At 28.7% G+C, this 13421-nt stretch carries 9 protein-coding genes and 2 pseudogenes; all 11 read right to left on the bottom strand.

From position 1 onward, the window contains the following. Positions 1–164 (bottom strand): annotated as a pseudogene (locus WMO19_RS03535) (23S rRNA (uracil(1939)-C(5))-methyltransferase RlmD); the annotation flags it as partial. Positions 165–252: 88 nt separating this feature from the next. After that, positions 253–1551, bottom strand: a complete 1299-nt coding sequence (locus WMO19_RS03530; RefSeq protein WP_349170214.1) for an ATP-binding protein — start codon at positions 1549–1551, stop codon at positions 253–255. Positions 1552–2185: 634 nt separating this feature from the next. Continuing rightward, positions 2186–2524 carry an SdpI family protein gene (locus tag WMO19_RS03525; protein ID WP_349170213.1) on the bottom strand — a complete coding sequence of 113 codons (339 nt, stop codon included), beginning with the start codon at positions 2522–2524 and terminating at the stop codon, positions 2186–2188. A 541-nt stretch (positions 2525–3065) separates the two neighbouring features. Then, positions 3066–4784 (bottom strand): hypothetical protein, encoded by a 1719-nt coding sequence (locus WMO19_RS03520; protein WP_349170212.1) that lies wholly within the window; start codon positions 4782–4784, stop codon positions 3066–3068. Between the two features lie 672 nt (positions 4785–5456). Continuing rightward, positions 5457–5907, bottom strand: a pseudogene (locus WMO19_RS03515) (ATP-binding cassette domain-containing protein); the annotation flags it as partial. A gap of 69 nt (positions 5908–5976) precedes the next feature. Continuing rightward, positions 5977–6780, bottom strand: coding sequence for a KilA-N domain-containing protein (locus WMO19_RS03510; protein WP_349170211.1), 804 nt, complete (start codon positions 6778–6780; stop codon positions 5977–5979). Between the two features lie 189 nt (positions 6781–6969). Continuing rightward, complete coding sequence (locus WMO19_RS03505) at positions 6970–8490, bottom strand: recombinase family protein (RefSeq protein WP_349170210.1); 1521 nt, start codon at positions 8488–8490, stop codon at positions 6970–6972. Next, complete coding sequence (locus tag WMO19_RS03500; RefSeq protein WP_349170209.1) at positions 8483–10225, bottom strand: recombinase family protein; 1743 nt, start codon at positions 10223–10225, stop codon at positions 8483–8485. The genes WMO19_RS03505 and WMO19_RS03500 overlap by 8 nt, the downstream gene beginning before the upstream one ends. Next, a complete protein-coding gene (locus WMO19_RS03495) occupies positions 10218–11936 on the bottom strand; it encodes a recombinase family protein (protein WP_349170208.1) in 1719 nt (572 codons plus the stop codon). Before WMO19_RS03495 ends, WMO19_RS03500 begins: the two co-directional genes overlap by 8 nt. Before the next feature lie 98 nt (positions 11937–12034). Then, positions 12035–12202 carry a hypothetical protein gene (locus WMO19_RS03490; protein ID WP_000332792.1) on the bottom strand — a complete coding sequence of 56 codons (168 nt, stop codon included), beginning with the start codon at positions 12200–12202 and terminating at the stop codon, positions 12035–12037. A 451-nt stretch (positions 12203–12653) separates the two neighbouring features. Continuing rightward, complete coding sequence (locus tag WMO19_RS03485) at positions 12654–13058, bottom strand: sigma factor-like helix-turn-helix DNA-binding protein (protein ID WP_072469600.1); 405 nt, start codon at positions 13056–13058, stop codon at positions 12654–12656. Positions 13059–13421 lie beyond the last annotated feature (363 nt).

Here is a 13421-nt window from a genome sequence, read left to right as displayed (position 1 = left end):
AATGTTGAAACTTTTAATTGAAATTTATTCCAAACATATTCTTTGATTTGAGCATATGTTGCTTTGCTCTCCGCACTTGTCAAATCCATCTCATCCAGTTCAATTTCAACACTTATGTGCTTATCGACATCGAGTTTGGACAAAAGTCCTACCGTCTCGCAGTGGCTTGAGTGGTCAGTACAGATAAAATTTAATTTTTAGGGAAGCCTCGTATATTGGAATATATCCATAACGAATAAGTTAAGTTATTCATTATAAATCTAAACTATCCTTATCCAATAAGAAGTCAAATAAATTAATAGTGAGTATTCCATTTTCATCTAAAAACGGCTTCATTCGATCTTTCACGATAATAATTTTTTTAAATGAGTCATCAATATTTAACAAGGACGCTTTTTCTTGATTTGTTTTATCTATGGATGGGAGGCTATATGCAGATTGAATATAATATCTTTTGCTTCCAAGGTTAGCTATGAAGTCAACTTCAAGTTGTTTCTTTATATCTTTATTATTAATATTTTCCCTTTTCAAGACCATTCCTACATCGACCATATAGCCACGATATCTTAATTCGTTATAAATGATATTTTCCATTAAGTGAGTTGGTTCTATCTGCCTAAAATTTAATCTTGCATTTCTAAGTCCTAGATCTTCAAAGTATATTTTATAAGGTGTGCCTATATATTTTCTCCCTTTAACATCATATCTATATACTCTTTTTAAGATAAAAGAATCTTCAAAGTAGCCTATAAACTTATCAATTGTATTTGCGGAAATTTTAGATTTTTTTATGGACTTAAAAGTTGAGGCTATTTTACTTGGATTAGTAAGGCTTGAAATTCCTGATGCTAAAATATTAAGTAAGTCTTCTAGTTCAGAAGTTAAGCGTATGTCATACCTATGAACAATATCTCGCAAATATACATTTTCGAGTTGCCCCTTTAGATAATTCATCTTATCTTCATCCCTTTTCATTAAAGCTCCAGCTGGTAAACCTCCGTAAACTTGATATTCAGCAAAAGCATCTTCTTTGTCGCCATCATAAGTTTGAAGAAATTCAGAAAATACAAGGGGCATAATATGAATCTCATCACCCCTACCTGCAAATTCAGTAATGACATCCTTAGATAAGAATCTAGAATTACTCCCAGTAACATAAACATCAAAATTGTCTTGACGCAAAAATCCATTTAAGACTTGCTCAAAAGATTTAAGCAATTGAACTTCATCTAAGAGGATATAAAATTTATCGTTATCATTCGTTTTACTCATGATATAGTCTAAAAATTTTTTAGGATCTACTAATCTTTCACCGCTCAGTACATCTAAATCTATTAAATCTTCGCCAATTTTTAATAAATCTCTTCCTGAATCAAATGCAAATTTTATAATATGGTTTTCATCTACTCCATTCTCAAGCAAATAATTATAAAAAAGATTATTAAGTAAATAAGATTTACCGCTCCTTCTAATTCCTGTAATAATCTTAATGAACCCATTGTCTTTTTTTCCTATTAATTTATCTAAATAATAATCACGCTTTATTTCCATACGCCTACACCTCTATTTATTTAGAATTATTTCCGTTTTGGAACTTAATCTAAGTATATTATAAAGTGTAAAATCATATAACTCAAATCTATTTAGAAATAATTCCACATCGGATATATTTTTAAATTAGTGTTTAACATTTCCATTCACGTATTTGTCCAGTTTTTATTCGAGCATTTGGCACTATTCTATATTTAGATTTTTATGGTGTAATTCCTAATGAACAAGAACTGAGCATACGTGGTGGAGCTATTTTTGCAATTAAAAGACCCGATCTACGCCGCTTTAAGAGGCATGTCGGGTTCTGTTGGTTTGATTGGATATTTAGTTTTTATTCTTGTCAATTTTCTATTTCAACCTCAAGTCATAATTTAAATATAACTTTAGGATTTTCATCATAAACTATAATCTTTAATATTAGTTAATTTGTAATTGAAACCACCGCTTACCTTCGCTATTACATTAACATTAATAATTGTATTTACATTTGCGTTCATGCAACATTTGCATTATCAATTAAAATTATAAGAATTAATACTACACCCCAAGACTCAATGTCGTCACCTTGTATTACCGTTTTATTTTTTTATTTTCAATATTTACAACTTTATCTTTTTTTAATTCTTAATAGATTCTAACTATTTTCTTTTTTCGCCAAAGCATTATTAACTTTATATCCAATGATGAAGTAAAATAACATTTGCAATATAACTATGACTGTCATAGTTGTATTATTTAAACTATTACTAACTATTATTATAATATTTAATAATATAAAAAATATAGCATATATTCGCAAAAGTTTAGCTGCATACTTATGCCCATACTCCCAGTTTTCTTTTGATTTCATACTTAATGCTGTTCTAAATCCACTATACTTACTGATATTTCCATTTGCTTTATACTTATAAAAGAAAGACAAAAGCAATCCTGCTATAGGTAATAAACTAATTACAATTTTTTCAAAATTCATACAAAACCCTCTAAAAATCCTAAAATCTACCACTTTCAACACTATTATAATCTATAATCTTATTTTTGACATCAATACGACACTCTCCGCCGTAGCTTTCACCAAAGAATGTCCCCTACTTGCTCGCATTCCTTTGGGAAAGCCTGACATGAGACCTACCTCCCCCCCCGCATCGATTAACTTTCTTAATCGCGCGAAAGTAGAGTTAGGGCTTCAACATGAAACAAGTGAACACTAAGTATGTCAAGTGAACCTGTCTGTATGTTGGAACATATCGACTAAACTATTTAACGATAGCATAAGGTTATCGTTAAATAGTATCAGACTATAATGTCCCATACATAGAATACTTTTTGAGACATGTTTTAATGAATCTGAGTCCGTTTGTGAAAATATATCTTAAGAACTATTCAAGTAAATTATTTTATACTATTAAATTCATCTTCTTGTTTACAGTACCTTTCTATTCTTCTATCATATGTGTCTTTGTTGAAATTTTGCCGTGTAATATACAATTTATATCTCTTAAAAATTTTCTCTTTTAAAAAATTTTTTCTATTGCACAACATGGGCTAATTTCATAATTATTGTTATTTCTAAGAAAATCAATAAATGTATTTGCTTTTTTATTTCTAAACAATTCTGGAGATAACATCCCTATTCGGAAATATTCCTTATTTTTATTATCAAAATAATGTACCACGGGCTGATTGGCAGTTATAAAATTGTATAACTTTGTATCATTTAAAATATATATTCCCTCTCTTTCAACAAAAGAGTAAGAAATATTTGTTAATAGAATCGGGACTACATTTACATTATCTATATTGCAATTAATAGCCTTAAGTCTTGAATTAATGCTTTTCTTTCCATTTTCATCCTTGGTAAAATATTTTAAATTGCGTTTAAATTTATCAATGTAATAATCTAACTCCTGAATATTACGACAATATCCTCTCACATTATCATGCTGAAATTGAGTTTTGCACTCAATGACAAACAGTGTATCATCTATATATAGTAAAATATCTAATTCATAACTCTCGCCATTACTACTTGTTTTAACATTCTTAATTGCACTAAGATTGTATCTCAATAATAAATTATGTATGTTTTCTTCATATTTTGAACCCTTTTTCGATATTTCATTATTATTAGTAAAAAGAACCATTACACTTTTTAGTGGTTCAATCATTTTTATTAATGACGGAAGTAAAAGTATAAAATTGTTGTATTCAATTAAAAATGATGAGAATAAATCATTTTTGCTTTGACCAAATACCAGATGCTTAAAAATAACCTTTATTTCAGCTTCACTAAATTTATTTTGAAGCAAATCATTTTTTAATTTTTCTATTTCTATTTTTAGTACGTTTTTCTCATTAATAGCTAGTTTATAGAAATAAGTGTAGATGGAAACCCATCTTTCCAGTTTTATGTCTAGGTATTCTTCAGTTAAGTCTTCGCTATAAAAGAATTCTTTCAATTTTTCTCTAAAGGAATTCGAATATTTAATTATCTCATTTTCATTATCAAAATCTTTCAAATTTTTAGCATTATTTAAATTATAGTACTCTAAAAATGAAAATATTCTATCCGTAATTATTCCATGATTTTCTCTAATATATAATTTATTAAATAATCCAGTAGTTACTTCCACATCTCCGAACATCCAATTAACAATTATATCATTTACTAAATTGAGTAACTGAATTAAAACTAGGATATCATTTGAATTTTTATCATCAGTATTTTGAAAACACGTCGACTTGTTATTTTTAAATCCATCTCTAAGCAATGTTCCTAATCCTAAAATGATATTTTCGCTAGAAACTAAATATTGTTCTTGCTCATGCTCAGATGAAGCTTCACTTAATTTATCTAAATTCATAGATATTTGATCATTAAACCTTTCCACCAAGTCTAAATATGAACACTTCATCAGCTCAGTTTTAAATATATCTTCTTTAATTTGATTTCTTTTTTTATTTAGTTTATTACCCTCTTTAGATAATCGTCTAAATTTCTTATAACTATTATCTGAAAGGTTATCTTTAACCCAATTTTTTATTAGACATTTAGTATCGTTACTAAATAATTTTTCGTTTCTATCTGTAACAAAATAACCAGAATATTTTAAAACTTTTAATACTTCTTCCTCATTTTTATTTTTATTAATATGATCCAAATAGTCTAAAGCATTATTCTTTATATTTCTTTCAATTGAATTTATTCTCACATCATTGTATTTCTTACTCATATGAATACTCCGTATTATTTTGCCAACGTTTATCAATTTCTATTTCTTAAGTATTTTAAAAGCATAATTATTGTTTTTACAATATATAAATTTTTACATCTATCCCATCAACTGCACCTGTCCTCTGTGATTTTGTAAACTCAACCATACTACAATTTCTTGATGTATGACTTCTAATAAAACAATAACAAGAAGAATACTGAAATCAAACTCATCTGCTTAAACTCTGCGATGTCTTAGATTTCGAGATTTTTCTAGCCTTTAGACTCTGCACTTTTGACAGCAATACCACGCACTCCCCGGTTCGCTGTCTCCAATCGCCATGTCGCTTTGCTCCTAGCTCTTGGACAGCTGTCGCGCGGCGCGGGCAGTGTCATCTACTCACGATAACTTTTAGTCTTGTTATTGAGAGCATATCTATACTTGCAGTAGCACGCAGCCAATCAAACTTCACCTTGCTCGTTTTCTTGGGCGTGCCTTGCATAGGACGTACATCTGCTTCTACTTCGCTACTTCGTAGCTCGTACAAGCAGTGTTACGCGCTCCTTATGAAACGAATGAACACCAAGTATGTCAAGTAGTCGCGTTCGTATGTGGGAACATATCCACATACTTTTTAACGATAGCATAAGGGTATCGTTAACAGGTATCACCTCGACAAACCGGGAGTTATTATTTAGTTTGTAATCGTATTATTTTATTAGCTATGTCTTCTACAAACCTCTTATCATGTTCCACAAATATAAGTGTAGGTTTTGCTTCTTTTATAAATTCCTCAATCTGTATTCTTGATATTACATCTATATAATTCAGTGGTTCGTCCCAAATAAATATATGAGCTGGCTTTGACAAACTTACGGCAATTAAAACTTTCTTTTTTTGTCCATCGCTATAGTTCTTCATATCTATTTCAAATAATTCTCTTGCAAAATCTAATTTTCTAAGAATTGTTTTGCACAATGTTTCATCCACACCTTGGTTGTCAATATACTCGTTTAGGCTACCTGTTAAATTGGATGTATCTTGAGGAATATATGATATTTTTAAATTACTTGCTAATTTTTACATCACCTGAATACTCGTGATTTAAACCTAATAAAATTTTAATCAAGGTTGATTTTCCCTACAATGTCAAGCAATTGTTACATAAAATTAGACGATATTTCTATCGCCTAATTTATATACAAAACTTTTATTTTAACTTTTTTATACGTTCACTTTCTGTTAGAATCCTCATTTGTTCAATAGCAATTGCATTTAATTTTTCTATCCTTTCAGTTGCATCCATTCCCTCATTTATAAAAACAGCATTTAAGTTCTCAAGATTTGATAAACACACTAATTGTGATATATCAGCATAGTCTCTCATATTTCCTTTTAACTCCGGATTACCTTCACGCCATTCTCTTGCGGTCATTCCAAACAAAGCTACATTTAATATATCTGCTTCACTTGCATAGATATAGTTTATTCTTTCCTTTGATAATTTTTCAGGGATAAGTTTATTCTTAATTGCATCTGTATGAATTTTGTAATTTATCTTAGCTAAATTTCTCTTGATATCCCAACCTAATTGTTTTTGCTCTTCTTCCTTTAAGCGCTCAAACTCTTTAATTAGATAGAGCTTAAAATAAGGTGATACCCACGACGCAAATTCAAAAGCTATGTCTTTATGTGCATATGTTCCACCATATCTTCCTGCTTTGGCAACAATTCCGATAGAATTCGTCTTATTGACCCATTGTTTAACCGATAAAATAAAACGATTAAAACCTGCTTCATTTTTAATTCCCTCGAATTCGGTGGAATTAAAATTCGCATTATACATTTCTTCCCATATTCCTAAAAATTCAATTGTATTTTTATTCCTTAGCCATTTTTCTATCAGTGCCACACCATTTTCAACATTTCTAACCATGTCGGTTAAAGAAATATAATCTCTATTATCTATGGCAATAATGCTAATTTCTGATCCTTCTACATTTATTTTAGACACAAAAATCACCTCACAATATCTCATTTTAACTATAATTATATCATTTTTTTGTTTGTTCCTAAATATTTACCCTATCGGCTCATATTAAACTGTAATATTTATTTCTGCGAATTCTCTCGCCATTATTTTCATTTTGGCGTATTAAAATTAAAGTTGGCGAGATTATGAGTTACTTTTAATGCTATTCATCTATTTTTCTAAAATTTCTATTTCTCCACTTCTTGATACAATTATTTTATCAATTTTATTGTCTAAATAAGCCTTCAATAAACTTTCTTCGTCTAAGACTGTAATATCCGTTTCTTTCCTTGAATCAATCTTCTCTGACTTCAATTCTTCCAACTTACTCTCCAATAATATCTTTTTATCTTGTATAAGAGATTTTTCCTTTAGATACGCCTCTTTTGAAATATTTTTCTTTTTATAGTTTTCATAGATGATTTGTAAATTACTGTTTAATATGGATATTTCCTTTAGAATCTCTTCTTTTACATTATTGTGTTCTATGACTTTCTCTTCATTTAATGTGTTTTGTATCTTAAAATCTTTTAATTTGGGTTTTATAAGTTCAATAATAGCTTTCTCTTTGATATTGTTTGGTTTTTTCTCAGCTTTACATAAATTACAATAATAAATCTTATACTTGTATATTTTATCAGAATTCTTCTTTTGTCTACTGTCACATCGTAAACTCATATGTCTACCACATTCTTTACAAAAAATCTTATCAGAAAAAATAGAACGATTTTTGTTTCCTGTATATCCCCCAAAACTTCGTTTTTCTTTTATTTTCTTAACCTTATCAAACACTTCTCTGGAAATAATAGCTTCATGGGTATTTGGAAGTATTTTCCACTCCTCTTCAGGAAGTAAAATTCTTTTTCTTCCACCTATTTTTGTTTCTTTGAATTTATTATATACATAATCTCCTGTATATAGTTCGTTCCTTGTAATCTGTGAGATAGCTGCATTTGTCCAAACTCTTTTCTTTACCTCACTTCCAGTAATTAAATTTCCAGTATAATCAGAAAGTTTCAGTTCTTCTTTTCGTTCAGAGCGTGTAATATAACCTTTTTCATTAAATATATTAGCCACTTGAATACACGAATATCCTTTTAGCAATAAATCAAAAGCTTCTTTAACTATAAAAGCTGTTTTTTCATCAATGATGATGCTATGTTTATCTTTAGGATCTTTAATATATCCAAAAGGTGCTGCCCAATTTATATTTTTCCCCTGCGATTTAATTTGCCTAATAGAACTTCTTACCTTTTCAGATAATTCCTTACTGAATAAATCATAATACAATGTCTTAAACTGTGTATCCATATCTAATCCATTTCCATTTTCGTTTATGGAATCATAACAATCATTGATAGCTATAAATCGTATTTTTAAAAATGGAAATATATTGCTCAAATAATCCCCAAGTAAGATATAATCTCTTGAAAACCTAGACATATCTTTTACAATTATAGTTCCCACTTTACCACTCTTTATATCCTCAATAAGCCTTAAAAATGAAGGCCTATTTGTATTAGTAGCAGAATATCCATCATCTACATATTCTTCTATTTCACAACTTTTTAAAGATGTTTCATTTTCAATGTAGTTTTTTATATAATCTCTTTGATTTACTATGCTTGTACTTTCATCCGATTTCTCATAATCTTCTTGTGAAAGCCTGAGATAAATAGCTATCTTATTCATGATCTACCTCCAACTGCTTTCCCACATCTTTATCAAGTTTAAACTTAAAATATATGGCAACCTTCTTATACTCTGATATTTCTATATGGCTAATTAATGTATCGACCAATTCTTTATCAACTTCTATGCTTTTAGCATCCAAGCAGCAAAATAGTACATCTATAAATTCCATAATTTCTCTTTTTTTCTTTTTTATATTTCTTATTCTTTCATCAAAAACTTTTAACTCATTTTTTAAGGTTTTTATTTGATTATTTATTTTTTTACTTTCTATTTTAAAATCACTTAAAAGAACCTCTCCTTTAACATAGTTTTCATATTGTTCTTGTAGATTGATCCTAAGAGAAGCAATCTTTTTATTATTTACATCTGTTTTTATAGAAACTTGATTTATCTTTTCAGCACTTATATTTTCTAAATATATTTTTAGTTGTAATCTTTTATCCTTTTTATAAAAGCTTGAAAACAGTCTTTTAAAGGTATCTACTAAAATTTTGTCTAGGTCTGTTTCATATATTCTGACATGAGATTTTTCTAATTTTAATCTGTCTCCACCTTTACAATAATAGCAATAGCAAATCTCATCATGATATTTCAGTCCTCGTGGTCCATATTGTTTTTTCAAATTTCTACCACAAACACTGCATTGTATGAGGTCGTCATACTTTCCTTCTTTTTTATAATCTCTTTGAATTTTTACTCCAACATTTTCTTTTCCGTCTTTTATTATGTTTTTCAGTGAATGGTAAGGTAGATAGTTTTGTTTTTTCTCCTTTATCTCTCTGATATTTTCAAATGTAGTTTTGTCTATTAACCCTTCGTGGGTGTTCTCTGTTATAATCCACTCTTCTTTATCACGAAACTTACTTTTCCTACTTGGATCATGTCTATTTGAGTATACTCTTTGAATCAAATTCCCAATATATACTTCATCAGAAAGCATTTTTGATATATAAGAAATATCCCATTGTTTTGTATCTTCTTTATCCTTAAAAATTTTACCTGTTCTTTTATATTCATCAGGTGTCGTATATGTTTTAGTCAATTCTCTTGCTATTTGCATATTGGATTTACCTTGACTTGCCATATAAAAGATAAGTCTTACTACATCTGCTGCCTTTTCGTCCATCACCAGAACTCTTTTTCCATCAATTTTATCAACCTTATAGCCATACGGAGCCATCGCTCCTATAAAAGACCCTTGTTTCATTTTTATTTCTTTAGAGGCTTTTATTTTCTTTGAAATATCTTTTGCGTATAAATCATTGAAGATATTTTTTATTGCTATTTCATAACTCTGATCTGATTTTATACCGTCTTTAGTATCCAGATTATCATTTACGGAAATAAATCGAACTCCCAAAAATGGAAATACTTTTTCGATATAGTTTGCGATTTCTAAATACTCTCTACCAAACCTTGACATATCTTTTACTATGATACAATCTATCATGCCTGTTCGGATATCTTCCATCATTTCAATAAATGCAGGTCTTTTAAAATTTGTTCCAGAATATTCATAGTCCTTGTATACTCTTAAAATCTTTATATCTTTTTCTTTTGCAGCATTTATACAAAGTTCTTCCTGCATTTCAAGTGAATTACTTTTATCCCTGTAAGCTTCCTTTCTTTCCTGTGATAATCTAGCATAAATACCGGCAATGTATATTTTTTCAATCACTTTTCCAACTTCTGTTTCTGATTGTGATATATGCCTGTTTTTTGTTCTAGCCACAGCATACCTCACTTTCAGCACTTACAAGACTTTTATTCATAACAGTGGGAATAGTTTTTGACTTCCTACTTATATAGACACTTTTCTTTTTTATGATGTTAGATTTAATATCAGGCTTATCCGTTTTTGTCATTTCTTCAAGTAAAGACAATTCTTCGGTATGATTAAACCTAACATCTATCGTCTTATCTTCAGAAATAAAAATTTTATCAATGAGCATCACAACAGACAATCTATCTATTTCCGATAAATTTTTATACTTGTTAATGTCGATGATCCAACTCTTATTTTTGTCAATCTTCTCCTTAGTATCTTCCTGTTTTTTCAATCTATACTCGATACTTTCATCTAATTTAGTCAATTTCTCTGTATAGTTTTTTCTAAAAAGTTGATATTCTTCTTTACTAATAACATCTTCTTTTAGGTCAAGGTAAAGGGAAGATAAGAGTTCTTCTGTCATTGCTTTTTCTCGTCTTAGTATAGGAATTTGATTGTCTTTCAAATTTTTATTTATATCTATACGCTGAACTTTAGAATATAGATTTTCATTAAATTCAATGTAGGACTTCATTATTTTAGATACTGCTTTTATCAAAGTTTCTTCTTTTATGCTGTGTCTTGTGCAAGATTTTCCCTTGTTGTACTTTGAACAGATATAGAATATCTCTTCTCTTTTTTTATACTTTACAGTCCTTCTAATCAAAGAACTTCCACATTCTTTACAAAAAAGCATTCCTGTAAAAATATCAATTTTGTCCTTTCCACGAGAATTATTCAAATCTCTTTTTAACATAGTATTTGCAATAGTAAAAACTTCTTTACTTATAATTGCTTCATGGGTATTTTCTACTCTTATCCATTCTTCTTTCTCTTTTTCTATCTGCTTTTTATTTTTATAACTTAAAGTAACACTCTTTCCTTGTAAAGTATTTCCAATATATACTTCATTTTCTATAATTCTATTTACTGTCTTTGCTGACCAAGTTCCACCTTTTGTATTTTGAAATCCATTACACTTAAATCCTTGACTTTCTTTATATTTTCTTGGAGTTAAAACTCCTAAATGATTTAGTTCATCTGCAATTGCCTTTGAGGAATATCCCAAGAGTTTCATATCAAATATATTTTTGATAATATCCGATATCTTTTTATCAATCACTAACTTGTTTTTATTCTCCTCAGACTTTTTATATCCATAAGGTGCAAAAGCACTGATAAAATCTCCTTTTTCTCTTTTTATCTTCTGAGAACTCTTTACCTTATTGGAAATATCTCTGCAATAACTGTCATTGATGAAGTTTTTTATAGGAAGTATAAGATGTGTATCGTTTATATCTGCACTTTTACTATCGTAATTGTCATTTACTGATATAAATCTTATACCGTTGTCCGGAAATATTCTTTGAATATATTTTCCAGCTTCTATATAATCTCTTCCGAATCTCGATAAGTCCTTTACAATAATTGTATTGAACTTTCTATCATAGGCAGCCTTTATCATTTCTTTAAAATTGGGACGATCAAAATTTGCACCTGAATATCCATCATCAACATACTCTTTGATCATTGTAATTTGATTTTTTCTTGCATAAGAGTTTATAATTTCTCTTTGATTGGATATAGAGTTACTTTCTGTTTTTTCGCCATCTTCTTTTGATAATCTTAAATACATAACTGCCAAATTTTCTTTTGCTAAATTGTTTTTAAACATAAAAAAGCCTCCTTTAATTCAATTTACATACAATAAATCGAACCAAGGTTAGGCTTCCACAAAAATATTATAACGCTCCTTATATTTTTTGTCAGCCCCTAATAGACAGAAAATTTTTCTTTGATGTATTCCTCTACTAAATTTTCTAAACTAAATCCATTTTCATTAAATTTAACTTCTATATTCCAACCATCAATTTGATTTATCATCTGTTTATCTTTTTTATCTGTTTTCATTTCTGTATTTATATTATGTTCATCACACATAATACCTTCTCCTTATCTTCAATATTTTTAAGTTTTTTGACATTAACAGGCGTGTAGGTCACGACATTGGAATTTCACCACCGCCCCTTTTCAAGATGAGCCGGCAACAACTGTAGAAGTATCATTATCCCCATTTGCTTCAACGCATCAGTTTCCTAGGCTGAATATATAATTTCTTTTTGTCGCTCGTTTTCTTTTATCCTTCTTTTAACTAGAGTATTTATTTAAACCGAAATCCTTATCAGCAGAAAAGTCATGGCGAAGAAATTATAAAGCTCCACAAATGGTTAATGTCCTGTCTTGGTCTATTCAGTTGTCAAGGTTCAAATCTATATATAACGAGGTTTTAAAAGTCCCTCTATATATAAACCTTAATTTTTATGCCTCTTGTTTCCATTTTTTTGAAGTATTTTTTAATTTCCCATAAAACAAGAAGATCCTTAGTAATTCCCTAATCTTCTACATCGAGTAGTTTTTTTAGTTTTTGTAATATTTTATTTCTTGATGTGAAAATTTTTTTGGAAGATACATCTTTTTCTTTTGCTAGATCTCGGATTGTTTTTTCTTCAAAATATAAAGCATCGATTATCTTTCTTTCTTCCTCATTTAAGTTATCAAGTGCCTTATATAGATCCCCTATTCTAAGCTTAGTCTCAATTATCTTTTCTACATTTACACTTTTATCTACTATATTTTCTATAGCATCATTTTCGCTTGTAAAATAAAGATCTCTATACTTTCTATCTAGTCTTGATAGATACTCTTCACGATTCTTTAGTTTCTTATATTCTCTATAAATTTCATCGCTTACATATATTTTCTTTCCATCCACATAAATATATTTTTCTTTAGACATCTTGTCCTCCTTTTCTTTTTCAAATTCTTTTTTGAAAATAAAAAAAGGAGGACTGCGACATTTAGACATGCCGCGTCCTCTAAAAAATAATAGTTTAAAAACTAAATACAGTTTTTTATTAAATCTAAAAAATAAAAATAAATATGATGTTTAAATAGGTAGATAAACTTATTATTTCCTTATATAGATTTTTTATCATTAAAGTATCTACCTCCATTACACATATATCTTTCTAAATATTGATATGAGTATAATTATCTTTTTTAGTATCTAAATATTTTATTGAAAGTATTAATAACTAAAGCTTGTCATGAAATTTATCAGCTTCCATGCTTGTGTGATTATCTAAATTATTATTAAAAT

The sequence above is a fragment of the Peptoniphilus hominis (ex Hitch et al. 2025) genome (genome assembly GCF_040096015.1).
GTDB lineage: Bacteria > Bacillota > Clostridia > Tissierellales > Peptoniphilaceae > Peptoniphilus_A > Peptoniphilus_A hominis.
Note: the sequence above shows the minus strand (reverse complement) of the source record. Positions and strands in the feature narration are given on the sequence as shown.